At 71.1% G+C, this 25,126-nt stretch carries 16 protein-coding genes; 11 read left to right on the top strand and 5 right to left on the bottom strand.

Annotated features, from left to right (window positions below):
- The first annotated feature begins 40 nt into the window (after positions 1-40).
- The 5 genes from NQZ70_RS15160 (at position 41) to NQZ70_RS15180 (ending at position 8,352) form a co-directional block, all read left to right on the top strand.
- Positions 41-1,459: a cytochrome ubiquinol oxidase subunit I gene (locus NQZ70_RS15160; protein ID WP_129574841.1), complete on the top strand. Its 1,419-nt coding sequence runs from the start codon at positions 41-43 to the stop codon at positions 1,457-1,459.
- Complete coding sequence (locus NQZ70_RS15165) at positions 1,449-2,477, top strand: cytochrome d ubiquinol oxidase subunit II (RefSeq protein ID WP_129574842.1); 1,029 nt, start codon at positions 1,449-1,451, stop codon at positions 2,475-2,477. The genes NQZ70_RS15160 and NQZ70_RS15165 overlap by 11 nt, the downstream gene beginning before the upstream one ends.
- Positions 2,478-2,785: 308 nt before the next feature.
- A complete protein-coding gene (locus NQZ70_RS15170; RefSeq protein ID WP_129574843.1) occupies positions 2,786-4,630 on the top strand; it encodes an IgGFc-binding protein in 1,845 nt (614 codons plus the stop codon).
- Between the two features lie 747 nt (positions 4,631-5,377).
- Positions 5,378-6,253, top strand: coding sequence for a DUF5050 domain-containing protein (locus NQZ70_RS15175; protein ID WP_237245321.1), 876 nt, complete (start codon positions 5,378-5,380; stop codon positions 6,251-6,253).
- A gap of 362 nt (positions 6,254-6,615) precedes the next feature.
- Entirely contained in the window at positions 6,616-8,352 is a 1,737-nt protein-coding gene (locus tag NQZ70_RS15180) for an OmpA family protein (RefSeq protein WP_129574845.1), read from the top strand.
- Between the two features lie 185 nt (positions 8,353-8,537).
- Here NQZ70_RS15180 and NQZ70_RS15185 read toward each other — a convergent pair whose 3' ends face one another.
- The gene (locus NQZ70_RS15185) at positions 8,538-12,191 is read right to left on the bottom strand and encodes a PHP domain-containing protein (protein WP_272828423.1); all 3,654 of its coding nucleotides are present in this window, start codon (positions 12,189-12,191) and stop codon (positions 8,538-8,540) included.
- An 11-nt stretch (positions 12,192-12,202) separates the two neighbouring features.
- Entirely contained in the window at positions 12,203-13,519 is a 1,317-nt protein-coding gene (locus NQZ70_RS15190) for a porin (protein ID WP_129574846.1), read from the bottom strand.
- A 223-nt stretch (positions 13,520-13,742) separates the two neighbouring features.
- Here NQZ70_RS15190 and NQZ70_RS15195 point away from each other — a divergent pair, with 223 nt between their 5' ends.
- From NQZ70_RS15195 to NQZ70_RS15210, 4 genes are all read left to right on the top strand, one after another.
- The gene (locus tag NQZ70_RS15195) at positions 13,743-15,389 is read left to right on the top strand and encodes a hypothetical protein (RefSeq protein WP_237245324.1); all 1,647 of its coding nucleotides are present in this window, start codon (positions 13,743-13,745) and stop codon (positions 15,387-15,389) included.
- A gap of 991 nt (positions 15,390-16,380) precedes the next feature.
- Positions 16,381-17,676, top strand: coding sequence for a MopE-related protein (locus NQZ70_RS15200; RefSeq protein ID WP_165373969.1), 1,296 nt, complete (start codon positions 16,381-16,383; stop codon positions 17,674-17,676).
- Between the two features lie 185 nt (positions 17,677-17,861).
- Positions 17,862-18,500, top strand: coding sequence for a hypothetical protein (locus NQZ70_RS15205; protein WP_237245325.1), 639 nt, complete (start codon positions 17,862-17,864; stop codon positions 18,498-18,500).
- 622 nt (positions 18,501-19,122) lie between these two features.
- The gene (locus NQZ70_RS15210) at positions 19,123-20,301 is read left to right on the top strand and encodes a YafY family protein (RefSeq protein WP_237245326.1); all 1,179 of its coding nucleotides are present in this window, start codon (positions 19,123-19,125) and stop codon (positions 20,299-20,301) included.
- A gap of 138 nt (positions 20,302-20,439) precedes the next feature.
- On the opposite strand, the gene NQZ70_RS15215 is transcribed toward NQZ70_RS15210, so the two are convergent.
- Both NQZ70_RS15215 and NQZ70_RS15220 read right to left on the bottom strand, forming a co-directional pair.
- Positions 20,440-21,825: a KamA family radical SAM protein gene (locus NQZ70_RS15215; RefSeq protein ID WP_129574849.1), complete on the bottom strand. Its 1,386-nt coding sequence runs from the start codon at positions 21,823-21,825 to the stop codon at positions 20,440-20,442.
- A gap of 215 nt (positions 21,826-22,040) precedes the next feature.
- Complete coding sequence (locus NQZ70_RS15220; protein ID WP_237245327.1) at positions 22,041-22,742, bottom strand: lytic transglycosylase domain-containing protein; 702 nt, start codon at positions 22,740-22,742, stop codon at positions 22,041-22,043.
- Positions 22,743-22,934: 192 nt separating this feature from the next.
- On the opposite strand from NQZ70_RS15220, the gene NQZ70_RS15225 reads away from it, so the two are divergent.
- Positions 22,935-23,420 carry a hypothetical protein gene (locus NQZ70_RS15225; RefSeq protein WP_129574851.1) on the top strand — a complete coding sequence of 162 codons (486 nt, stop codon included), beginning with the start codon at positions 22,935-22,937 and terminating at the stop codon, positions 23,418-23,420.
- A 30-nt stretch (positions 23,421-23,450) separates the two neighbouring features.
- Here the strand turns inward: NQZ70_RS15225 and NQZ70_RS15230 are convergent, their stop codons facing one another.
- Complete coding sequence (locus NQZ70_RS15230) at positions 23,451-24,479, bottom strand: type II CAAX prenyl endopeptidase Rce1 family protein (RefSeq protein WP_129574852.1); 1,029 nt, start codon at positions 24,477-24,479, stop codon at positions 23,451-23,453.
- Positions 24,480-24,712: 233 nt separating this feature from the next.
- Here NQZ70_RS15230 and NQZ70_RS15235 point away from each other — a divergent pair, with 233 nt between their 5' ends.
- On the top strand, positions 24,713-25,090 hold the full coding sequence (locus tag NQZ70_RS15235) for a hypothetical protein (RefSeq protein WP_129574853.1): 378 nt from the start codon (positions 24,713-24,715) through the stop codon (positions 25,088-25,090).
- Positions 25,091-25,126 lie beyond the last annotated feature (36 nt).

Raw genomic sequence — 25,126 nt, forward strand, 5'->3', positions numbered from 1 at the left:
GGTCGCGGTCGCGCCGGAGAAGGGAGCCGTACGGGGCCTCATGAACAGCCTCCTCTATGCCAGGGCCCAGATGGGCCTCTCGCTGGCATTTCACATGATCTTCGCGGCCGCCGGGGTGGCGCTGCCCCTGATCATGGTCATCGCGGACGCGCTCTGGCACCGGACGGGCGATCGAGACTACCTCGAGTTCTCGAAGCGCATGGCGAAGGGGACGGCGATCCTGTTCGCGGTGGGCGCCGTCTCGGGGACGGTGCTCTCGTTCGAGCTCGGGCTCCTGTGGCCGAGCTTCATGGGGACGTTCGGCGAGGTGATCGGGCTCCCGTTCTCGCTGGAGGGGTTCGCCTTCTTCACGGAGGCGATCTTCCTCGGCATCTACCTCTACGGGCGGGGCAAGCTCCCGCCGAAGCTGCACCTGCTCTCGGGCGCGCTGGTGGCGCTGAGCGGCGCGCTCTCGGCGTTCTTCGTGATCCTGGTGAACGCGTGCATGAACGATCCTGCCGGGTTCACGATGGTGGGGGGCCGCCCGGCCGACATCGACCCGGTGGCGGCGATGTTCAGCCCGCCGTGGAAGCACGAGACGCTGCACGGCATCCTCGCGTGCTATCAGGCGACGGCGTTCGTGATGACGGGGATCCACGCGCTCGTGCTCCTGCGGCACCCGAAGAGCCCGCTGTTCCGCAAGGCGTTCGCGGTGACGCTCGCGATCGCCGGGGTGACGGCGCTGGCGCAGCCGTTCGTCGGCCATTTCGCGGCGGTCGAGGTCGGCGAGGGGCAGCCCGCCAAGCTCGCGGCGATGGAGGCGCACTTCGAGACCTCGGCCCGCGCGCCGCTGCTCGTCGGCGGCCTGCCCGACGTGGAGCGGGGCGAGGTCGACTACGCGCTCGAGATCCCGGGCGGCCTGTCGATGCTCCTGCACGCCGATCCCGACGCGGTGGTGCCGGGGCTCGACGCGATCCCGCGCGACGAGTGGCCGCCGGTGACGGCGACGCACCTCTCGTTCCAGGTGATGGTGGGCGCGGGCTCCGCGATGGCGCTGCTCGCGCTTGTCGCGGCGGCGCTCGCGTGGCGCCGCCGGGGGATCCCGGATCAGCGCCCGTTCCTCTGGGCGGTGGTCGTTTCGAGCCCGCTCGGCATCGTGGCGATGGAGGCCGGCTGGCTGGTGACGGAGTTCGGCCGCCAGCCGTGGATCGTGCGGGGGGCGATGCGCACGCGCGACGCGGTGACCCCGTTCCCGCACCTCGAGGCGCCCTTCTGGACGTTCACGGCGCTCTATGTCTTCCTCGGCGTCGTGGTGGTCTACCTGCTCGTGCGCCAGCTCCGCGCGGCGCCGCTGGCGGTGACGGGAGACGCCGCGCCGCCGGGGGACGGGGCGGCGGGCGGCGGCGAGCCGCGCGGGGCCGGGCCGGCGGGCGGCGGCGGGCTGCGCGCGCTCGGGGGAGGCGCGGCCGATGGTCGTTGAGTGGTTCCTCGGCGGGGTGATGGTGGCGGCGCTCGTGCTGTACGCGCTGCTCGGCGGGGCGGATTTCGGCGGCGGCGTCTGGGATCTGCTCGCCTCCGGCCCGCGCAAGCAGGAGCAGCGCGCGCTCATCGAGCGGGTCATGGGCCCGATCTGGGAGGCCAACCACGTGTGGCTCATCCTTGTCGTGGTGCTGCTCTTCACCGCGTTTCCTCCGGCGTTCGCGGCGATCTCGGTCGCGCTGCACGTCCCCCTCACGCTGTTCCTCCTCGGCGTCGTGTTCCGCGGCTCGGCGTTCAGCTTCCGCAGCTACGACTCGCGGCGCGATCGGCGGCAGAAGCGCTGGGGGCTGCTCTTCTCTCTGGCGAGCGTGATCGCGCCGGTGCTGCTCGGCATGATCGTCGGCGCGGTGGCCTCGGGGCGGATCCGGGTGGCGTCGGGGGTGGTGACGAGCGGCTTCTTCGCGCCGTGGCTCTCGCTGTTTCCGTTCATGGTCGGGCTGTTCGCGCTCTCGCTCTTTGCGTTCCTCGCGGCGGTCTACCTGACCAACGAGGCGACGGAGCCCGCGCTCGTCGACGATTTCCGTCTCCGCGCGCTCGTCTCGGGCTGCGTGGTCGCGGCGCTCGCGCTCGCGTCCTTCGCGGCCTCGTTCGAGGGCGCCCCGCTCATCCGAGAGGGGCTGACGGATCATCCGATCACGTGGCCGCTCCACGTCACCACGGGCATTGCGGCCACGGCGGCGTTCTTCGGGCTGTGGACGCGCCGCTTCCGTCTGGCGCGCTTCGCGGCGGCGGCGCAGGTCACGCTGATCCTGCTGGGCTGGGCTGCCTCGCAGTACCCGTACCTGGTGGTGCCGGACGTGACGCTCGCGGGGGCGGCGGCGAACCCGAGGACGTTGCGATTGCTTGTCTGGGTCCTGGGCGTCGGATTCGTGCTGCTGTTCCCTTCGCTGTACGTGCTCTTCCGCGTCTTCGGCAGCGGCCGGGCGGGGGCTGCGACGGACAGCGAAGACGCTCATTGAGCGGGAGTAGGGGCGAGGTACGCGGAAGTCGCGGGAGTCGAATTGGCCGGACCACCTCGTCCCACCCATGGAGAGGGGAGCGGTGGGAGGTCGGTTCGCTGAACAGGGCCTCTCTGTCCGTCCTGGCGCTAGAGGGCGATGGTGCGAGGTCAGGCGCGCATTGCATTCCTGAAAGCTAGAGCCCTCTCTCATGAGGCCGCTGAAAAATCGCGTGCGCTTTCGCGGGCCTCCCCAGGGCGGGCGAACCGTGTTAGGCTCGCATTCGCGAAGTTTTTCAGGATGCTTGTGGGGGAAGGAGCCCTGTGGAGATGGCGAACATAGCTAGATACCGTCGACACGCGATTGTGGGTATTTTTGCAGCGACAGCCGGTGTGACGGGCTCGTTCGCCGGGTGCTCGGACTCGTACCGTGGAGAGCTCACCGGCAGCGGCTCGGGGCCCGGCGGGACGGGCGGGGGCGGCACCGGCGGCCAGGGCGGCGAGGGGGGGAGCACGGGGACCTTCGGTCAGGGGGGGCAGTGCGAGTACACGTGTTCCAATGATCTGAAGAAGGTCATCAGCTGCAATGGCGTGACGATCGAGGAGTGCGGGCCCGAGTTCGGGTGCGTCAACGCGAAGTGCGAGCCGAACCCGTGCGAGGCGGCGGAGAAGTCGAAGAGCTCGTACGGGTGCGACTACTGGGCGCTGAAGACGGCGCTGATGCCGACCACCAAGGGCGCGTGCTTCGCTGCGATGGTCGCGAACACGTGGGACTTGCCTGTCAAGATCAGCGTCGCGCGCGGTGGGGAGCAGCTCCCGGTCGAGAACTTCGCCTATATTCCGACGTGGAATCCGACCACGAGCAGAGTGGATTACGCGGAGTATGATGCAAACGCTGGGCTCCCTGTTGGACAGGTCGCGATCCTGTTCCTTTCAAGGAAATCTGCTGGGGCGAGCGTCGAGGACTGCCCCGCGGTCGGCGCGCTCGATCTAGAGACCGGCGTCTCGGGCACCGGTCGCGGAACCGCTTTCCACATCACGACCGATTATCCTGTCGTGGCCTACCAGATGCTTCCCTATGGTGGTGGGAAGGCCGCCTTCACGTCAGCGACCTTGCTCTTGCCGACCAGCGCATGGGACACCAACTACATCGCTATCAACGGCTACTCGGAGTCGGAGTCGGCGTCGCCAGACGATTACCCTGGGTCGTATCCGTCGCTGGCCGTCGTTGCTCATCAGAATGAGACCGACGTCACGATCCGGCCGGGGGTCGACATCGTCGGCGGGACCGGTGTGGAGCCTGCGACGCGCGGCATGGCGAAGACGTACACGCTGAATGCGGGCGAGTTCCTTCAGATCACGCAGCCGGCGGAGCTGACTGGAAGCCCGATACAGTCGACCAAGCCTGTCGGTGTTTTTGGCGCCCACGCCTGCATGCTCGTGCCGAGCGGTGTTGGTGATTGCGACTCGGGTCAGCAGCAGATCGCGCCTGTGAGGGCTACCGGCAGCGAGTACGCGGCGGTCCGCTACCGTGACCGCATCGAGGGAAGCAACGAATCACCGCCCTGGCGCATCGTGGGGATGGTCGACGGCACGTCGCTCACCTGGGAGCCGTCCAAGCCCGATGGCGCTCCGGAGAGCATCGAGCAGGGCAAGGTGTACGAATTCGAGGCCGAGGGGCCTTTTGTCGTCAAGAGTCAAGATGGTAATCATCCGTTCTATGTCGGCCAGTACATGACGGGCGGAAATCAGTATAGCACCATCGGAGATCCGGATTGGGTCAATGTGATCCCTCCGTCTCAGTATCTCGATTATTATGTGTTCTTTACGGATCCGACATACCCCGAGACGAGCCTTGCCGTCGTTCGCACCCGCTCGAAGCTGAACAACGAGTTTGCCGACGTGGAGCTGGATTGTGCAGGCAAGCTCGGTGGGTGGAAGCCCATCGGCGATGGTAATTACGAGTATACGATCGTCAACCTGACTACGGGGAATTTCGAGTCGGTGGGCGACTGCGCGAACGGAAGACACGAAATGAGGAGCGATCTCCCGTTCGGCGTCACGGTCTGGGGTTGGGGAGCGATCCAGCAGAACTACCGTGTATCCTACGCGTACCCTGCCGGTGCTGGATTCTTGCCGATCAATGATGTCGAGATACCTCCCACAGCCAACTAGTCGGCGCAGCCGTGGATCCCGCCCGCCGATGTGCTGCACCCTGACCGGACGAGGGTCGTGAGGTACGGCTCTACGTAGAAGCTCGGCGTGGCAGCTCTGCCGGCCGGCGGCGGAGCGAGCTTCGGCGGGGTGACGGCTCATCCTGTACCGCGACTGCAACATCCGCCGCCAATGCTGCTCAGTCGCGGTCGGCGCGCGGGGGCGCTTCCAGAGCAGGGCGAACGTACCGTCCGGTAGGGTGGCTCTCCCCGGACATACGTTGAAAGGCCGGGTAGCTCTGCGGATGACCTCAGCCCCACAGCCGCCACGATAAGCGAGACCACGATAAGCGAGGATTTGACATCTGTGCGGTGCTGTTTGGTTAGAGCCGCGCGCTGGTAGCATTGGGCTTCTGATTCGGGAGGGATGATGGCGACGGGTTACACGCAACTACGCACGTTGCTTTGCCTTGCCGGCGTCGGCCTCATCGCTGGCGGGTGCGCCCTTGTGCTCGGTCTCGACGAGTTCACGGACGAAACGGCGAGCGCGGGCGGAGGCACCACGAGCGCTGGCGGGAGTGGCAGCGGAGGGACCGCGAGCGCGGGCGGAGGGACCGCGAGCGCGGGCGGAGGGACCGCGAGCGCGGGCGGGGTAGAGGCTCCTGAATGTCCGAACGGACAAACGAGCTGCTCCGGGGCATGCACGAACACAAGTTACGACCCACAGAACTGCGGCTCCTGTGGGCATGACTGCTTAGGTCAGCCGTGCGTGAAGTCGCTCTGCCTGCCCATCTCTCTGGCGACGGGCCAAGCGAGCCCTATCGGCATGGCGGTCGATGCCAACAGCGTTTACTGGGCGAACCAGGGTGAGTTCAATACGAGCGCCGGGGCGCTGATGAAGGTGCCAATTCGTGGAGGCGCTCCCAGCGTTCTTGTCGAAGGGCAGCGCTATCCGTTGAATGTCGTGGTCGACTCCATGAATGTCTACTGGACGAGCTCCGACCAGGGAAAGGTGATGAAGGTGCGTCTCGGTGGCGGCGCCGTGACCAGTCTCGTTGATACGGGGATCCCAACTGGTGTCGCTGTCGTCGGCAGTCATGTTTACTGGACGAATCCATACCCTCAGGGTTCAGTGATGAAGGTGCGGATTGATGGCGGAGACCCGGTCGCTCTCGCGGAGGCGCAGCCTCGTCCATACGGTATCGCTGTCGACGATCTCCATGTCTACTGGACGAACAGTGACGGCGGTGCGGTGATGAAGGTGTCAGTTGAAGGTGGTATGTTGACTGTTGTTGCCGAAGGTCAAGACTCTCCGTCGGCGATCGCTGTTGATGGTGTGAATGTTTACTGGACGAACGTCGTCGGCGGTAAGGGGGCGCTGATGAGGGCGCCGATAGATGGTGGCGCTCCGGTCGCTCTCGTGAGTGGGCAAGATGTTGAAAATGTGCGCAATATTGCTGTCGACGGCTCTTATGTGTACTGGACGAGTCGTGATGGCGGTAAGGTGATGAAGGTTGAGGTTGACGGTGGCGTCCCGACCCTCCTCGCCGGAGAGCAGCAGTATCCAACGACGATCGTGGTAGACGATACCTACGTCTACTGGGTGGACCGGGACGCCGGTACGGTGATGAAGGTGCCGAAGTAATCGCTCCTCGGTGCGGCGACCTTGCCGACGTCAACGCGCGCGCCTCGCCGAAAGCGAAGCGCTGCCGGTGTCGTCGTCTCGCTCGTCGAGACGTTTCCTCGGCCTACCGCTGGCTTCTCCATGCAGCCAGGAGCGCCTCGACGCACTCCGCCGGCGTCGGAGCCCCGGCCCGCCCCACCCGCCCCCGCGCGCCCCGGACACAGCCGGCCCCGCCCCGGCGGGCGCCTCGCACCTCCTGGTTCGACCCAGGAGACATCCTCCCCCGGCCCGAGTAATCTCCCGCCCGGACGCCGGCCCGCATGCGGCGGAACGCCCGCGTCAACCTCGTTTTTCGAGCGTTGCTTGGAGGACAGCTCACCGTGATGGATCGAAGAACCCTGCCGGGCGGTAAGCCGCGACCCCCGTCGCGCCTTCGCTGCGCGCTGACCGCAGCAGCCCTGGCCGCACCGGCCCTCGTCGCGCTTGCGCCCTCCGCCGCGCGCGCGCAGGAACGGACCTTCTACCTCGATCGCCTCAGGATGGCCGGCGCCCCCGACGACGGGATCGGGGTCTGGCGCCCCCACATGGGTGAAAAGACGCGCCTCTTCGGGCAGCTCGGGGTCGGCGTCTCGGTCCACCCGCTCCGCAACGACAACTACGTTGACGACCTCGCCGTCGAGGAGCAGCTCGAAGGCGACGGGCCCGTCACCTCGCAGCTCATCACCTACCTGAACGCCGGCGTCGAGATCCTCGGCCGCGGCGCCCTCCAGGCCTCGTTCCCGATCGTCGCGTTCCAGGACGGCAACCAGACCTGCCACCCCGACCGGACCCTCGGCCTGGACCAGTGCGTCAACCTGAAGACCGCCACCCCGATGGACCTCCGGCTCGACGCGCGCCTCGTCGCGCTCGAGCTCGACGAGCGGCGCTTCCGGCTGGGGCTCACGGCCGCGGTCTTCGTGCCCGTCGGCAACGTCTACTCCTTCGGCGGCGACCGGACCGTGAGCAGCGCGTTCGGCCTCGGCGCCGAATACGACTTCAAGGACTTCTTCGTCACCCTCAACACCGGCGTCGCGATCCGGCCGCCCGTGCGGCTCCACGAGCTCCGCGTCGGCAGCGAGCTCACGTACGGCGTCGGCGGCTACGTCCCGCTGCGCGACGACACGATCCGCGTCGGGGCCGAGGTCTTCGGCTCGTTCGGCCTCCGCGAGGAGACGCTCGGCGAGCTCGACGCCTCCCCCATCGAGTGGCAGCTGAACGGCCGGATGGCCCTCACCAAGGACAAGGCGCTCTACGCGGGCGCCGGCGTCGGCACCCGGATGAGCGGCGGCTACGCGCCCGATTTCCGGGGGGTCGCCGTCGTTGGCTACTCGTTCAGCATCGCCGACTCCGCCACCCGGTCCCCCGGCTTCAACTACGTCATCGAGGAGGAGAAGGACACCGACGGCGACGGCTACCCCGACGTCATCGACCTCTGCCCGGAGGACCCCGAGGACGGCAAGCAGCCGAAGCCGGCCGACGGCTGCCCGGACATGCCCGATCGCGACGGCGACGGCATCCCGGACGTCGTCGACAAGTGCCCCGACGAGCCCGAGGACAAGGACGGCATCGACGACCGCGACGGCTGCCCCGAGGACGACGCGGACCAGGACGGCATCCCCGACGCGGAGGACAAGTGCCCGAAGGAGCCGGGGCAGGTCGTCGTCGACGAGCCCGAAAAGAACGGCTGCCCGTACTACATCCGCAGGATCTCCGGCTCCGCCGAGATCGAGATCATGAAGCAGGTCGAGTTCGAGTTCGACAGCTCCAGGATCCTCCCGCAGAGCTATCCGATCCTCGACGAGGTCGTGCGGCTGCTCAAGGCGAACCCGGAGATCAAGCTGCTCAGCATCGAAGGGCATACCGACAACCAGGGCACCATCGACTACAACGACCGGCTCGCGCACAACCGAGCCATCGCGGTCAGGGTCTACCTGATCAACAAGGGCATCCAGTCGGAGCGGCTCACCTCCGTGGGCTACGGCTCCCGCCGGCCGCTCGTGGCCAACGACACGCCGGAAGGCCGGCAGCGCAACCGGCGCGTCGAGTTCCACATCAAGTCGCAGTCGATCGAGGGCCGGTAAGCTCCGCCCGGAGCGGCCGGCCGGATCGGCGATCCGCCGACGCCGGCGCGCGCGTGCCTCGCCACGTGCGCGCCGGCGCCCTCTCCGCGATCCCACGGGCCTCGCCGGCCGCGCGAGCGCGCGCCGGGCGCTGCGCTCGCGGGACGGCGGCGCTCGCGCGCGGCGAGCGCAGCCCGCCGCGGCGTTCAGTCGTCGTGATGCCCGAGCGCCGGGCGGCGATGGTCGCACTTGCCGGGGATCGGGAAGCCGCAGACCTGCTCTTCGAGCAGGCAATCCTGCTCCGCCGGGCACTGCTCCGGATCGAGGACCGTCGGATCGCACGGGCGAGAGCAGAAGTCGGGCCTCGGCAGCGGAGCGTCGTAGCGGCCGTTGCCGTCGACATCGATGTAGATCGGGTTGGTCACCGCATAAGGCGGGACCGGCGACCAGTCGGGCACCGTCGGCGTGGGCGCGAACAGGGCGCTGATCGCGGGGATCCTGCCGAACCCGTCGCTCGCCAGCCGCGAGAGCTGGATCTCCCCGAACGGGACGTCGAGGGAGACAGGGCTCATGAGGTTCCTGTCCTCGAGGCCCATGGCGATGATCACCACCCAGGAGTCGCGCTCCGGCACCGTGAAGGTGACCTTGCCGCGCACGTCCACGAGCGCGCTCGGCGGCATGTCCGGCTCCAGCAGGCGGATCATCCTGCCGTTCAGGTAGATCTCCACCCGATCGACGCCGAACCAGCTCGCCGTCTGCACATCGAAGAGGAGCTCGAGCGGCTTGCCGGCGCTCGCCCCCGCCACCTCGCCGTAGGTCTTGCCGCCGATCGTCGCCCGGATGAAGGGGCCGTACGTCGCGAAGGCGTGCGCGCCCCGCAGGCTCTCGACCGCGGCCGGCGTCTCGAGCGCCGCCGGGGAGTCGGTCGCGCTGCGGAAATAGGTCCGCGGGAAGCCCGGCTCCTTCGAGCCGTCGTGGCCGTCGCTGCTGGCGATCTGCGCCGGCAAGAACCCCCGCTCGAGGTAACGGAAGTAGTCGTCCACCTGGCCCGCCCGGAACGTGCAGGGCTCGTCGCGCGCCTCCGCGGCGATCGGCCCGTCGCCGAGCGCAGCGGGCCCGCAGAGCTCCTGGCTGTCGGGGCTCGTGCCGGGGAAGCCCCAGTTCTTCTCCTGCTCGTCGGGCGTTCGCGCGAGGATCCGCTTCGTGAGCGCCCACGCGAGCTCGGTGCGCGCGCGGCGCTTGCAGTCGGCGATGGCCACCGCGACCGCGGCGCCCGAGGGCGAGCCGGAGGCGCCGCCCGCCGCCGGCGCCGACCCGCCGGGGGCCGCGCAAGGCGCGCGCAGCCAGCCCGCCACCTCGGGGCACGCCGCCTCGATCTCGCCTTCGCCCTGGGCGGCGTTCAGCCGCGCGAGGCAGCGATTCCAGTCGACGACCTCGGCCACGCTCGGCGTGCGCACCAGATCGAACCGCTTGCCGTTGATGACCTCCATCGCGTCGAACGCGCAGCTCGCCGTCCGGAACACCGGGTTGTTCTCCTCGAGGAACGTCGGCGTCCGATCCATCGTGTAGGTGTCGACGCCGAGCTGCTCGACGTAGCCGAAGAAGCCGTCGCGCGGGTGGGCGACGATCGTCAGCGGCTCCACGGTGCCGTCGCCCGAGGCGCGGATGGCGTCGAGGATCGTCCCGCCCGGCTCGCACGTCCAGTCGTGCGCGCCGTGGGTCGGGACGTCGAGCTCGTCGTACTTGAGCGGGAAGCCGATGAAATGCCCCTGCTCCAGCGTCGTGATCTCCGCCCCGATCGCGGTGGCGAGGTGGGGCGCGAGCCCGAGCGCGCGCGCGGTCGGCTGGTAATCCGTCTCGACGTCGTGGTCGGTCGACACCGCGAGCTCGACGCCCTCGGCCGCGACCGTGGCGACCCGCCGCGGCAGCGGCATGCCGCTGTCGAAGCTCGGCCTGGAGTGGAGGTGCATGTCGGCCGACATCCACCCGGTCGTGTCGACCTCGCGCACGAGGGTGGCGTCGAGCTGGAACGCGCGCCCCGGCGCGAGCGTCACGTCGCGCTCCACGTAGATCCCGTACTCGATGCCTCGCGACACCGTGATCTGGTATCGCCCCGGCTCGATCTCGACCTCTCCTTCGCCCGTGGCGGTGACCTCGATCGCGCGGTTGCCGTTCCCGAGCCGGCCGTCGCCGAGGTAGACCCTGCGCCGGCCGTCGCCCGGGAGCCTCCGCCCCGCGTCGTCGAGCGAGATGAAGGCGAGCTTGGCCGGGATCCGCTGGCCAGCCTCGTCCGCGACGCGGTAGCGCACCGTCGCCGGCGTGGGCAGGCGCGGCGACACCGCGACCTGCTCTCCGGCCCCGAGGCGCACCCGGACGGGCGCCGACATCGCCGTCCCCGCCGCGTTCCGCGCGACGAGCACGTAGCTGCCGGGCGGCAGGGCGGCGCGGAAATCGCCGTCCTCGGATGGATCGAGGCCGACGTCGGCGTCGACCTCGTTGATGAGGCCCACGTCGCCGCGCGCCTCCCGGTTGGCCGCCACGAGCTCGTCGAGCGAGCCGAAGGGCCGCGACGGATCCGGATCGGAGAAGACGAACACCCGCGCGTTCGGCGCGGCCTCCAGCGTGCTCTCCCACAGCACGTGGCCGTGGACCGTGCCCGTCTCGGTCCCGCGGAGCCGGTGCATCACGTCGGTCACGCTCGCGATGTCGCCGTCGCCCACGGCCAGGTAGCGCTCGTAGCTGAACGCGCGGTGCGCGTCGCACGCCGCGTCGTCCTCCTCGCTGAACAGGCACGATCGGCTGGCGGACACGAACGCCGTCGCCGCGCTCGCGAAGAGGGGCACGTTGACCACGGACGGCGCCGCGCCCTCCTGCGCCTTGGTGAAGTAGCCGTAGCTGACGTCCCCGCCCGCCGCGGCCACGAAATCGAACGTGAGCGGCTCCGAGAACGAGTTCCGCCCGGCGTTCCAGGCGTCCTGGACCGCCGTGTCCTCGTCGAAGCCGGCGCCGGGCGCGAAGACGTCGTTCTGGTTGCCGAAGAACACGAAGTCTCCGGCGACGATGCCGGCGCGGCGCGCCGCCTCCTCCTGCGCCTGGTCCGCCGGATCCCCGAGGACGCCGCCGAGCACCGAGACGGGGGCCGTGGCGTTGTCGAGCGGCAGGACATCGCTGCACGCGCAGGTCAGGCAGCCGCCCGGGTCCTGCTGGTACCCGTCCGGGCACGTCTCGCAGCTCCTCGGGGCCTCGCAGCCGGGCGGCGGCTTGTCGTCGAGCAGGAGCACCGTGCGCACGGTCACGAACCGATCGCCCGGGTGAAGGAGGTAGTCTGTCCGGAAGCGGATCCTGGAGCGGACGTTGGGGAAGAAGAGGCCGAGCAGGTCCTCCTGCGCCCGGAGCAGGCCTATCGCCTCGAACAGGAACTCCCCGTCTCCCTCGACGCGGATCCCCGCCTCGGCGCCGTCCGAGCCGTCGGCGAGCACCGAGACGTCGGTCGCCGTCGGGTCGGGCACGATCAGGTTGGCGAGCGAGAACATCTCCGCGAACCGATCTCGCCCCTGTCCGCCCTCCTCGCCGATCCGGCCGCGGCGCCGATCGACGTCGACGATGGCGCCGCCGAAGATCCCCGGCCCGGGCGAGTCCCGCCCGCCCAGGATGGCCACGCGGATCTGGTCGTTCTCGAGCAGGAAGTCGCCGACGTCCGCCATCGCCACCGGGCCGCCGACGAGCTCGGCCCGGTGCTCGATCTGCTTTGCGCGGAGCAGCCGGTCGCCCCCGCAGCTCGGCAGCGCGGGGGCGGCGAGCGCGGCGGCGGCGAGCGGGAGGAGCGCGACCCTCGTGAACCAGCGGTGTGTTCGCCGCACAGCGATCTCTCCTACAGCGAGAGCTGGAGTTGCAGGATGACGGCGTCGTTCGCCAGCGAGAGCCCGCCGAGCTCTTCGCGATGCGTGTAATCGAGCTGCGCTTTCAGCAGATCGTCGTACGCATGGTAGCTCACGCCGCCCGTGAGCGCGACGTTGTCCCCCTCGTCGTCGACATCGACGTTGGGATCGATCCACTCGACCCGACCCGAGACGCCGAGCTTCCGGGCGACGATCATGTAGCCTGCCTCGAAGACGAGCGCGAGCGACGACACCGACGTGACCTGCGAGATCGGCTGGGTGGGCACCGATTTGGGGCTCGCCCCGGTCCAGAGCACCTCGCCGAGCGCGTGCAGCCCCGCGGCGTGCAGCAGGACATCGGCGCTCGCGCCGTAGAGCGTGCGCGCGCCGCCGTTGCTGAAGAAGCCGTCGGCGCCGACCCCGAGGCGGAAGGGCGAGTGGGCGACGTCCTGGAGGGTGCGGCCGAGCGGGCCTCGCGGCTCGGTGGCGAGCCTGCCGGCGAAGGCGATCCCCTCGAAGCGGTTGCCGAGGGGGGCGAGGCTCTCCGAGTGACCCGCGTAGAACTGATCGGCGCGCTGGAAGGCGTTGTAGACGCCCGCGTGGTAGCTGAAGGCGCGGTCCTGGAAGTGCCCCTCGGCCTGGATCCCGACCTGCGTGAACGGCGCCATCGCGCGGACGGCGAGCGGCCGTTCGGTGAGCGCCCCGTCGCCGGCGCCGAGCATCGCCGAGCGCGAGAAGGGCACGGTCCGCGCGCCCGCGTAGACCTCGAGCGCGCGCTCCGCCGTGACGCCGGCCCACGCCTCGTGGATGCGCGCCGTCCCCTCGTCGCCCCCGGCGAGCTCCGTCGAGACGGCGAACCGGACGAGCCCCGCGACGTCGCCGCGCAGCCCGACGCGGGCGCGGCGCAGCCGGAAGCCGGGCTGCTCGGCGCTGTCCCCCGCCTGGTTCAGCGCGTCGTCGCCCACGTAGGGCGCGGCCTGCAGCGCGAGCAGCGCGATCGGCGCGACCTCCAGCGGCCCGAGCGCGACGCGCATCCGCTCCCGGAAGCCCGGCGCGAGGAGGTCGCCGCGCGCGGGCGCCGGCGACGCCTGCGCCGGCGCGTCCCGCCGCGGCCGCTGGCTCACCGGCGCGCTCGGGCGGGCGGCGGGCGGCTCGGCGCGCTCCGGCTCATCGGCCGGCTCTCCGCTCGGCGCCTGCGCCTCGGCCGGCGCTGGGGCGGCGGGCGCCTCGGCCGCGGGCTCCTGCGCGCGCGGCGAGGAGAGGGCGAGCAGGACGGCGGCGCCGCCTGCGACGCAAGCAAGGTGCCTCATGGCTTCAGGTCTCCTGGAGGGCTGCGTGGAGCGCCCCGTGCCGCTCCGGATGGCCGGTGGGTGTCATCGCGTGCCGTGTTTGCCTGCGAGGTGGCCGGGAAACTAGAGGAAGACACGCGGCGCTGCAATCGGACGCCGCGTCCTGTGCTATGGCTCGCAGCCCGTCGCGGGCCTCCCCGCAGCTCGCGCCGCGCGCGGAGGGAGGGGGAGGGCCACCGTTCTCATGGAAATGCCCGGTTCGAGCCCGCCCGACAGCGCCCTCACGCCCGCCGCGGCGCCGCCCCGGCGCGACGTCGCGGCGGAGCCCCCCGCGTCGCGGCGGTGGCCCGGCTGGGCGAGCGATCGCGTCTTCGTCGCGTTCTTCGCGCTCCTCGCCGTCGCGGCCGTCGTGCCGATATGGCGCGTGCGGTTCCTGCCCCTGCTCGATCTGCCGAACCACCTCGCGGCCGTTCATATCTGGCACCACTTCGATGAGCCGTGGACTCGCTACCGGGACTTCTACGAGCTCAGCCTCCGTCCGGCCCCGTACGGCGCCTATCACATCCTGACGCACCTCCTCGCCTACGCCGTCGATCTCGAGGACGCGAACCGGATCGTGCTCTCCGGATATGTGCTCGGGATCCCCGCGGCCGCGCTCGGCTGGGCGCACCGGACGCAGCGCAGCCCCTGGCTCTCGCTGCTCACCTTCCCGCTGGCGTTCAGCCTCTCGTGGGCGTGCGGCTTCCTGCCGTTCCTCGTCGGCATCGCGTTGCTGCTCGCCGGCGTCGTCGCGCTCGACGCAACTCTCGAGCGGCCGAGCCCCGGGCGCGCCGCCGCCGTGGCGCTGCTCAGCGTCGGCTGCGGCCTCAGCCATCCGCTCATCCTCTTTGGCTATTACGTCTGCGTCGCCGCGCTGATGCTCTGCTATCTGCCTCGGTGGTCTCGCATCGCCCGCGCGCTGCCGCTCTTCGCGCCCGCCGTCGCGCTCCTCGCCTGGCAGCTCGTCGCGTTCAAGAGCCCCATGGTCGACCTGCGGAGCGGCCCGCGGTTCCAGGGCGCCTGGGTGCCCTGGCACGAGATGCTCCGCTCGTTCCCCGAATACACGCTCGACTCGGTGTCGGGCGATCTCGACACCCAGCTCTTCTGGGTGCTGCTCGCGGTGGCGTCGCTGCTCTCGCTCTGGAGCTTGGCTCGGCGCTTTGGCCTGCTCCTCCCCGGGCGGGACGCGGCCCCGCCTGCCAGCTCGCCGCTCGGCCGGCTGCACCACCACCGCTCCCTCGCCCTCTGCGCCGCGATGGTGGCCTGCTATTTTCTCGTGCCGCTGCACCTCGCTCGCCCGTTCGATTGGTGGTTCGTGAGCGGGCGCTTCTCGCCGCTCATCTGCTTCTTCGGATTCCTGGCCATCCCGGCGCCGCTCCGGGGCCGCTCTCGCCTGCTGATGGCGCCTGCCGCGGCGGCCGCGCTCGTGCTGCCGCTCCACCTCTCGGAGAAATACGCGAGCTTCGACGAGCGGATCGAGCCGTTTGCCCGCATGGTGGCGCGGATCCCGCCGGGCGCCGAGGTCCTCTTCGTGTCGCTGCCCCCGCGGACCGACGAGGCCTTGATCATCGAGGGCACGAACCACTTCTCCTCGTGGGTGCAGGTCATGCGCGGGGGCTTCAGCGCGGATGGCTGGCACAACGTGGGCTTCCCCTTCAAGCTGAAGCGCCGGCTCCCCGCGCCGCCGGCGAACCGCGGTGAGCGGTTCAAGCCGGATGTCCACGGCGTCGCATACGACTACGTGATCCTCCGCAACGAGCGGCCGGAGAGGCCGCTATTCACCGCGGCGCACACCTCGTTTCGCCGGATCGATCGCGAGGGCGCCTTCACGCTGTACGAGCGCACGCGCTGATCGCCGTCTCGGTCGCACCTCCGTCCAGCTCGACCGAGCGCGCCGCGCGCGCCATCGCCCGTCGAGCGGCGCAGCCGATCTCCGCGGATCCGTCATCGTCCGCGGCGCCGGCGGGGTATTCTACGATCCTCGCGGTCGGGCACCCCTCGGGTGCGCCGTCTCCGCGGAGGGGAGCAGCTCGCCGATGTCGACCAGAACCCGCGCTGTCCGTCGCCGCCCCCTGGCCTGGACCGGAGGGCTCGTCGCCCTGGCAGGGCTCGCGCTCGCGTCCGCGGCGGCGCCGTCCTGCGCCGCCGGCGCCGGATCCCCCGGCGTTCCCCTGGGCGGCGGAGGGGAGGGCGGGGCCGAGTGCCCGACCGACTGCTCCGCGGATCCGGCCGCTCCGCTCTGCGACCGGGCGACGGGCAGCTGCGTCGCATGTCTCCCCGGCCCGGACGCGTGCCCGGCCGGCCAGGTGTGCGATCCCGAGGAGAAGCGCTGCGTGGCCGGATGTGAATCCCAGTCCGACTGCCCTGCTCCGCTCCACTGCGATCCCGCCAAGCACACCTGTGTTGCCTGCGTCACGGACGGCGACTGCCCTCCTGGCACGCTGTGCACCGGAGAGGGCGAGTGCGCTCAGGGCTGCTCGCCGACGCGTCCGTGCGACGGCGGCGCCTCGTGCTGCGACGGGCTCTGCCGGGATCTCCAGACCGACGCGCTGAGCTGCGGCCTGTGCGGTCGGGCGTGTCCGGATCTGGCGCACGGCGAGAGCGCCTGTGTCGCGGGCGGCTGCGTGCTCAGCGCCTGCGACAGCGGCTTCCTCGATTGCAACGAGGACCCGGCGGATGGGTGCGAGCACGACGAGGGGGCGCGCGGGCCGTGCTCGTGCACGCCGGGCGAGACGAGGGCGTGTTACCAGGGGAGGCCCGGCTCCGAGGGGGTCGGTCCCTGCGCCGCCGGGGTCTCCACGTGCAGGCCGAGCGGCCTCGGTTGGGGGCCGTGCCTCGGCCAGGTGCTGCCGCAGCTCGACGCGTGCGACGATGGCATCGACAACGACTGCGACGGCACGGTCGACAACCCGCCCGATGAGGACGGCGACGGGTGGACGATCTGCGAGGGCGATTGCTGCGACTCCTCGCTGGACGCGTGCGGCCCCCCGTCCCTCATGAACCCTGGCGCCTTCGACGTGGCGGACAACGGGATCGACGACGACTGCGATGGCGCGGTCGACAACGCCTCGCCCTGCGACGAGGGGCTCGCGAGCGACTCGGCGACCGCGCTCGACTACGCGAAGGCGATGGATCTCTGCGCCACCACGACGGCGTCGCGGCGCACGTGGGGCGTCATCTCGGCGAGCTTCCGCCTCGCCGACGGCACCGGCGCGCCCGTGGCGGCCCAGCGGTCGATCCGGCGGGGCTTCGGCTCCGGCATCCTGCCGCTCCGGGGCGCGCGGCTCGCGGTGCTCTCGACGGGCGTGGCTGCGGCCCAGGCGTCGCCGAACAACACGCGGCCGAGCTTCGCCCCGTTCCAGGGCGGCCAGAACATGGGGACGTCGAGCGGCATGCCCGCGGACTGGCTCGAGGCGAACGGCGAGCGCCTCCCGAACACGCCCGGCTGTCCGGAGCCGTTGGGCGGCACGACGGCCCACGATCCCGTGATGTTGCGGCTGCGCGTGCGCGTGCCGACGAACGCGAGCTCGTTCAGCGTCTCGACGTTCTTCCTCTCGTCCGAATACCCGGAGTGGGTGTGCAGCCGGTTCAACGACTTCTTCCTCGCGCTCCTCGACTCCACGTTCGAGCCCTTTCCGGGCGAGAGGGCGAACCCCGAGGACAAGAACCTCGCGTTCTACGATCCCCCGCCCGCCGGCGGCTCGGTCTACCCGCTGGGCGTGAACCTCGCATTCGGCGATACCGGGCTCTTCACCCAGTGCGTCAACGGGCCGACCGGGTGCGGCGGCGGCGCCAAGGCCGGCTCGACGACCACCTGCACGGGCGTCGGTCAGCTCCTCGGGACGGGGTTCGACATCACGAGGCCACCTGCGCAGATCGAGGGCGAGCCCGGCTGGTGCGGCACGAGCGAGCGCGCCGGCGGCGGGACCGGCTGGCTGGTCATGAACGGCAACGTCGTCCCCGGAGAGATCATGGAGCTACGATTTGTAATATGGGATACAAATGATCCCTGGAACGACTCCGTCGCCCTCCTCGACAACTTCCGGTGGTCGGCCTTTGCCGCGACGCCGGGCGCGACTGAGGGGGTCGAGCGCGGTCTGACCGGCGGAGAGGTTCATGTCGTCGGACGTCGCCTCTGACGACGGCACCTTCGCGGCGGGCCCTCGGGTGGCGGCATCGAGGGGGCGCGGGCGGCGTCCGGGGGGCGCGCGAACGCAGCGGACGGACGGCGACCCGTTTACACTGCGCGTCGAGCCGGGGACCGCGGCACGCATCCCTCGGTCGCGCTCGAAGGAGCGCTTCTGTTCATCACCAAGGAGACTGCATGAGGAGAACGATCACCCCGCTCGCGCTGTTGCTCGCGAGCCTGTCCTTCGCCACGCTCGGCTGCGACAGCAAGGGGAACGACGCGACGACCCCTGGCGCGGTGGCCGAGGGCAAGCCGACCGAGAGCGCGGCCGCGGCGGCGACGACGGCCGCGCCGGCCACGACGCCGGCCGCCGCCACCGCCGAACCTTCGGCGGCCGCGGCGGCCGCGCCGGCGGAGACGGCCGCGGCGGACGCGAAGGCGGAGGCGGCCGCGGCGGACGCGAAGGCGGAGGCGGCCCCGAAGGCGACCGCGGCGGCGTCGGCCGCTGCGCCGGCGGCGACCGGCGCGGCCCAGGCGGGCGAGAAGAAGTTCGAGTGCGGCGCGAAGGGCCAGAAGCTCTGTCCGATGCAGGCCTGGATGAAGAGCACGATGGCCTCGGCGACCTCGAGCGGCGACGGCGAGAAGATCGCGGCGGCGCTCCAGTACGTGGCCGGCAAGCCGCCGCCGGGCATGGGCAGCTGGGCGACGATCTCCAAGGCTGGCGCCTCCAAGGCGAAGGCCGGCGACATCGACGGCGCGAAGGCGAGCTGCAAGCAGTGCCACGACCTCTACAAGGAGCAGTACAAGAAGACGATGCGCGATCGTCCCTGGTGAGCCGCCCGCCGCGCCGACCGGGCGCCCCCGCGCCCAGCGCGCCGCTGCGTCGCTGCGGCTCACGTGTAGATAAGTTAGGGTAACTAACAAATTTGTCGGTGCGCAGCGCCCGCGCGAGCCCCCCGCGCCGTGGCCGGAGCCCGCATGCGGCGCGCGATGCGCGAGTCCTCGTGCACCCGCGCGGCCCGCGGCCAGAGCCCGGCGTGCGGCGCGCGATGCGCGAGTCCTCGTGCACCCGCGCCGCGGTCGCCGTCCGGCCGGCGGAGCGCGGGACAAACATCTTGGATGGGAAGGGGTGATGCGATAGAGCCCTGAGCTGATGGCGCGCGCTGCTCGCACAGGCCCTGGGGGTGCCCCTGCGCCGGCCACCTCGCCCGCTCGCGCGCGGGGTGCCGCCGGCTCGAGCGGGGCCGCGAGCTCGTCCCGCGGGCGCGTCGGCCAGGCCGCCGACCCGTTCTCCAGCAGCGCGCTGCCGCCTTCGAAGCCGCGCGCGGGCGCGACGCCGCGGCTCACGGGGGACGCGGCGGCCGACGTCAGGCCGAGCACGGCGGCACCGCCTCCGCCGAGCGTGCGCCCTCCGCCGAGCGTGCGCCCTCCGCCGAGCGTGCGCCCTCCGCCGAGCGTGCGCCCTCCAGCGGCCGCGGCCCGGACGGACGCGCCCCCTCCAGCGGCCGCCTCGAAGAAGCCTCCTGCGCCGGAGGACGACGAGGACGAGGACGACGAGGACGACGCCAAGGGCGGCCCGCGGCGCGGCCGGCCGCGCGGCCCGTTCACGCAGCACCGGCGGCTCGACTCGCTGCGCAGCCTGCTGCAGAAGCACCCTGCCGGCCTGACGATCTACGACCTCGCGCGCGAGCTCAACGTCACGCCGCGCTCGCTCCGGCGCTACCTCGTCGAGGTCAAGCGCGAGCTCGATCTCGTGTCGGTCGCCACGCGCCCCGGCGGCCCTCGCCTCTGGCGCCTCTCGCCGAGCGAGGCGCCCCGGCGCGTCGAGGTGCGGCGGACGCAGGCGTACGCCCTGCTCGCCGCCCGCCGCCTCTTCGAGCCGATGCGCGGCTCGACGCTCTTCGAGGAGATCGACCTCGCCGCGCAGCGGCTGCTCGGCGTCGCGCGCAGGCCAGGGCGCGGCCCGAACGCTGGCGTCGCCGACGCGCGGCTGGAGGAGCGCTTCCTCTACCTCCCGTTCGCCCCGAAGGACTATGCCGCGCGGACCGAGGAGCTCGACGACCTGTTCCAGTCCGTCGCCGATCTGCGCCCGCTCCGGTGTCGTTACCGCCGCTCGCGGGACGGGCGCGAGGAGCGGGTGCTCATCCATCCGTACGCGCTCGTCCTCTACAAGGACGCGATTTACTGCGTGGGCCTCCACGTCAGCCGCGGCGAGGTGCGCACGTTCCTGCTCGATCGCATGCGCGACACGGAGTGCGCGGTCACCGAGCGCTTCGAGCTTCCCCCTGATTTCTCCATCGACGACTACTTCCAGGGCCAGTTCGGCATCTGGCGCGGCGGCGAGCCCCGGCGCGTCGTGATCGACTTCGACGAGCGCGTGACCGAGTTCGTGCGGACGCGCAAGGTGCACCCCTCCCAGGAGATCACGCAGCTGCCCGGCGGCGGCGTGCGGCTCACGATGCACATCGGCGACATGACCGAGCTCGCGACGTGGGTGCTCGGCTTCGGCGAGACCGCCCGCGTGGTCGAGCCGCCCGACCTCGTGGACCGCGTGAAGCGCGAGCTCGCCGGCGCGCTCGCCCGCTACGCGGAGCCGCCGCCGGCCGAAGGCTCGGGGCAGGCCGAGGGCCAGTAGGGCCTCGCGGGCGCGCCTGCCGCCGCGAGCTCCCGCGCGAGCGCGCGCCGCCGCCAGGTCCCGCGCGAGCGCTCGCCGCACGCGCCCCTCCACCGCGCCCGCGCGCGCGGCCCCTCCACCGCGCGCGCGCGTGCCGCCTCAGCGCGACGCGCGGAGCGCCTCGTCGATCATCTTCTGGTGCTCCGCCGGGTCCGCCCAGCGGGCGCGCCCCTCGGGCGGGAGCTGATCGATCGGATCGAAGTACGTGTACCGCTGGCCCGGCTTGACGCTCGGCGCCTCGAACACCGAGATCCCGGTCGTGCGGTCGTAGTGCTCGAACGAGTGCGCGTCGCGCTTGCCGCCGCCGCCGGGCGCGTCGACGACGAACGTCGGCGTGTTGAACCCGGCGGTCGAGCCGCGCACGTGCTTCTCGATCATGAGCCCGGTCGCGAGCGTGGTCCGGAGGTCCTCCACGCCGCGGACGAGATCGTGGATGTAGACGTAGTAGGGGTGCACGTGCAGGTGCCCCAGGCGCTTCACGAGCAGCTTCATCGTCTCGGGCGTGTCGTTCACCCCGCGCTGCAGCACCGACTGGTTCCTCACCGTGATCCCGCGCTCGAACAGCTTGTTCATCGCATCGCGGGTGACGCCGGTGATCTCGTTCGGGTGGTTGAAGTGCGTGTGGATCACGACCTCCTTGTGCAGCTTCCGTCCGAGCTCCACCGTGCGCGTCACCGCGTCGATCCACTCGTCGTCGGTGAGGATCTTCTGCGGCATCACGGCCGGGCCCTTGGTGGCGAGGCGGATGCGCTGGATGTTCGGCATCCCGAGGAGCGCCTCGCCGATCGCGCTGATCTGCTCTGGCCGCAGGTTGTACGCGTCGCCGCCGGAGACGACGATGTCCTCCAGCTCCGGGCGCGACGCGATGTACGCGTACGCGCGCTTCCACCGCTCCTCGTCGACCTTGAAGTGGGTCTTCTCGACCTCCCCCGTGTCGATGCCCACCGCGTAGCTGCGCGTGCAGAAGCGGCAGTACACGGGGCAGGTGTCGAGCGGGAGGAACAGCGCCTTGTCGGCGTACCGGTGCGTCAGCCCGGGGACGGGCGCGTCGGCGCGCTCGTGCAGCGAGTCGAGCCCGAGCTTCGGGTGATCCGGCAGGAAGCGCGAGGCCAGCGGGATGAACTGCGTCCGGAGCGGATCGCCGTACGGATCGTTCCAGTCGATCAGCGAGAGCATGTACGGCGAGACGCGGACGCTCATGGGCGCGTGCGCGAAGCCCTCGGTCGCGTCCCGGATGAAGTCGTCCGACACCATCCCGCGCAGCGTGTCGAGCAGCTTGTCCGGGCGGGTGATCGACTTCTTCGCCTGCCACCGGTGATCCATGAACTGCTCGTCGGTCACCTCGGCGTACGCCGGGATCCTCCGGAAGTCGGGCACCTCGAGCAGCTGGGTGTGCTGGAGCGACGCCGGATCTACCGGCGGCTTGAGGGGCGCGATGTCGGGGCTTCGCTTGGTGAGTTCGATGAGGCTCGAGGTGGTCGTCATATCGTGGACCCTTGCCCGTGCGGAGCAAAGAGAGCGTGAGGGGTGGCCGCCTGCCCGCACCTGCGCTTCCCGGGGCCTGCCCGGCGGCGGCTGCGGCAGCCGTTCCTGGGATCGTAGCATCGCGGTACCCCTGTCGGGGGCGGTGTGCGCTACGCCGCGCGGTCGAGCGGCGCCTCCGGCTGGCGCGCGGAGGGGCTGTGCGGCGGGCGAGCCGATCAGGGCTCGATGGAGGCCACCGTGGTGTCCCGGGTGGTGCGGTAGCGCGCGTAATAGGTCCGCACGCGCGTCACGTAAGCCTGGGTCTCCTCGTAAGGCGGGATGCCGCCGTACCGCATCACCGCCCCTTCGCCGGCGTTGTACCCGGCGATGGTGAGATCGAGATCTCCGTTGAAGAGGTTGGCCAGGATGCGCAGGTACCGCGTTCCTCCGAAGATGTTCTCACGCGCGTCGAACGGGTCGCGCACCTGCATGCGGAGGGCGGTCTCGGGCATCAGCTGCATCAGCCCCTGCGCGCCGACGGGCGAGACCGCGCGCGGATCGTAGTCGCTCTCGCACTTGATGACGGCGCGGACGAGCTCCTCGGGGATCTGGTAGAGCGTCGCGGCCTGACGGATCCACGTGTCGTAGCGGCTGAACCGCTCGAGGGATTTGTCGCTCGGGGCCACCGGCGCAACGCCGGGGCGCGCCCCGGGGCGACGCCCGTCGCCCTTGATGTACAGCTTGAACCGCCCGTCGCCGGCGGCGCGGTTCGAGAAGTGCACCGTTCCATCCGCGTCGGTGTACGTGAAGATGTCGGCGCGCGCGCTGCCCGGGTGCAGCGCGAGGGCGGCGAGGCCGAGCGCGGCGACGAGGGCCCGCAGGGGCGCGCGAACGGAGGAGCCGGAGGTCGACTGGACGGGCATTTCTCGGCTCAGCATAGGTTGGGATCGCCTGCTCGTGCAAACCGCACCGTGGCGGCGGAAAGGAACGTCGAAGGAACGTCGTGGCGAACGCCGCGGCGGGCGGCGCCATTCCGAGGACGGCCGCGCGAGGCCGTCCACCGCGCGGGGCGTCCGCGCGGAAGCTCGCTCTGGTGAGCACGTCCCGGGCGCTGTACTAAGTCGGGCGCCATGGAGATCGGCTGGCGACACGTGCTCGCGGGGGTTGCGGCCCTCTTCATCCTGTTCCTCGTCATCAAGATGCGCCCTGCCCGGCGGCGCCGGGACGCGCTGAGCGCCGAGGTCCAGGCCGCACGGGAGCGCGCGCGGCGCGCCGCGACCCCGCGCGAGCGGGCCGAGGCGCTGTGCGACGCGGGCGTGCAGGCGATGCGCGGCGGCCGCCGCGTCACCGCCGCCGTGGGCTTCTTCGTGCGCGCGATGCGGGCCGACCCCGCCTCCGCCCGCGTCATCGAGCTCGCGAGCGGCGCGCTCGCCAGGCGCAGGCCCCGGCTCCTGGAGAAGATCCTGTGGCGGCGGCTCGCGGTGCTCCCCTGGGACGGCGAGCACCGCGACGCGGCGCGCGCGGCCGCCGTCGGGCTGGAGGCGCTGTACCGGCGCGAGATCCGGGACCGGAGCCGCGCCGAGATCATGCGCAAGCTGACCCGGACGCTCGGCTGAGCCGCCGCGCGAGGGCCGGCGGCGCCGGCGTCACGTCCCCCAGAACGATCGCGGCAGCGCGCCGCGGTTCGACAGCGCGACGAGGTCCATGAGCAGCGCGATCGTGACGTGGACCAGGAAGCCCGAGTAGATGCTCTTCGTGCGCATCGCGAGCGAGCCGAGCGCGATCCCGGCGACCACGGCGCCGGCCGCCTCCAGGTACGGCTTGCCGAAGTGGATCATGCAGTAGGGGACGACCATCGCGAAGATCGCGCCGGAGCCCAGGGTGTGGCGGAGGCCGGCGAGCCAGAAGCCGCGGAAGAAGATCTCCAGCGCGAAGAACTGGGCGAAGTACATCGCCTCCCAGGCGATGAGGTCGAACCAGGAGCGGGAGGACTGCTTGTAAAAGGGGTAGTAGCTCCCGAAGTCGGGCGCGCTCGCGACGATGAACACCGCCGGGACCACGACGGCGAGGCAGAGCACGTAGATCCACGCGTGCTGCGCGAGCCCCCGGACGCGCAGCCCCATGTCGAGCAGGCTGTCCCTGGGGAAGCAGACCTTCCACGCGACCATGGGGATGGCCACGTAGCCGAAGACGCGGGTGAACGACCACCACACGTAGCTGTAGAGCTCGTCGTAGCGGCGGAGCGAGATCGGCACGATCACCCCGCCCGGCGAGAGCGCCTGGGCGAGCTCGAGCTCGCGCAGCCACGGCCGGATGTGCTCGTCGTAGACCGCCCGGCCGCCGTAGTACTGCTGCAGCATGAGCACGACCGCGGTGATCGTGAACAGGACCGCGGGGCGGCGGTCGTAGCCCCCGGCGGCGAGGGTGCGCCGCTGGTGCTCGTGGGCCTCGACGTCGAGCTCCCGCCAGGTGCGCCGGAAGAAGAGCCAGAGGACGGGCGCGAGCGCGATGAACGCGGCGACCGGGAACAGCGCCTTCAGCAGGGTGCTCGCCAGGGCCGACGAGGGCTCGGCGAGGCGGGCGCTCGCGTCCGAGAGCGGCCGGAGCGGCCGGAGCCGGTCGACGTGCGCCACGAGCCAGCTCCCCAGGTTGAGCATCGGCGCGCCCTGTACCATGATCCGCGGCCCAGCACAGCGCCGACGCGCGGGCTCCGCCGCCTTCGCGCCCTCCGCCGTCGGCGCCGGTCCCTCCGCCGCCTTGGCGCCCTCCGGCGCCGGCGCGGTCCCCCCGCGGCGCGCCCTTGCGGTGACCCGGGCCGCTCTGCTAGATCGCGCTCCCTCTTCAATGCCGCGCGAGTCATCTCGCGCATTTCCGGCGCAGGCCCCGCCTGCCCGTGGGAGTCTCAGCAATGGCCAGCAAAAATCCGCTTGCGATCGTGAAGGAGCGCTTCGGCGACAAGGCGAAGCTCGTCGAGGCCGTGAAAGGGCTCGCGGCCGAGGACCTCTGGCTCGGGCGCGTCAGCTCGGATCGGGGCGGTTCCAAGGGCCTGGAGCACGTGTCGAACGCCAAGCTCCTCCGCCTGCACGCGACGTTCAGCACGGTGAAGGAGAAGTTCGGGACGCGCGCGAAGCTCATCGACGAGACGCTGGCGGCCCTGAACCGGTCGAAGGACCAGGGCTACAGGAAGCGCCTCGAGGCGTACCCGGTGCCGCGCCTCTACGACCTCTACCAGTCGGCGTCGAAGCGGGCGAAGGCCGCCTCGGCGACCCCGAAGGCTCAGGCCTGAGCCGCTCGCTCGTCGAGCGCGCCGTCCATGCCGGAC

Source organism: Sorangium sp. So ce836 (genome assembly GCF_028553905.1).
Lineage (GTDB): Bacteria > Myxococcota_A > Polyangia > Polyangiales > Polyangiaceae > Sorangium > Sorangium cellulosum_D.

Coding starts and splice junctions, on each gene's coding strand:
- NQZ70_RS15160 (WP_129574841.1), top strand. CDS start 41: ATGAACAGCCTCCTCTATGCCAGGGCCCAGATGGGCCTCTCGCTGGCA.
- NQZ70_RS15165 (WP_129574842.1), top strand. CDS start 1,449: ATGGTCGTTGAGTGGTTCCTCGGCGGGGTGATGGTGGCGGCGCTCGTG.
- NQZ70_RS15170 (WP_129574843.1), top strand. CDS start 2,786: ATGGCGAACATAGCTAGATACCGTCGACACGCGATTGTGGGTATTTTT.
- NQZ70_RS15180 (WP_129574845.1), top strand. CDS start 6,616: ATGGATCGAAGAACCCTGCCGGGCGGTAAGCCGCGACCCCCGTCGCGC.
- NQZ70_RS15190 (WP_129574846.1), bottom strand. CDS start 13,519: ATGAGGCACCTTGCTTGCGTCGCAGGCGGCGCCGCCGTCCTGCTCGCC.
- NQZ70_RS15195 (WP_237245324.1), top strand. CDS start 13,743: ATGGAAATGCCCGGTTCGAGCCCGCCCGACAGCGCCCTCACGCCCGCC.
- NQZ70_RS15205 (WP_237245325.1), top strand. CDS start 17,862: ATGAGGAGAACGATCACCCCGCTCGCGCTGTTGCTCGCGAGCCTGTCC.
- NQZ70_RS15215 (WP_129574849.1), bottom strand. CDS start 21,825: ATGACGACCACCTCGAGCCTCATCGAACTCACCAAGCGAAGCCCCGAC.
- NQZ70_RS15220 (WP_237245327.1), bottom strand. CDS start 22,742: ATGCTGAGCCGAGAAATGCCCGTCCAGTCGACCTCCGGCTCCTCCGTT.
- NQZ70_RS15225 (WP_129574851.1), top strand. CDS start 22,935: ATGGAGATCGGCTGGCGACACGTGCTCGCGGGGGTTGCGGCCCTCTTC.
- NQZ70_RS15230 (WP_129574852.1), bottom strand. CDS start 24,479: ATGGTACAGGGCGCGCCGATGCTCAACCTGGGGAGCTGGCTCGTGGCG.
- NQZ70_RS15235 (WP_129574853.1), top strand. CDS start 24,713: ATGGCCAGCAAAAATCCGCTTGCGATCGTGAAGGAGCGCTTCGGCGAC.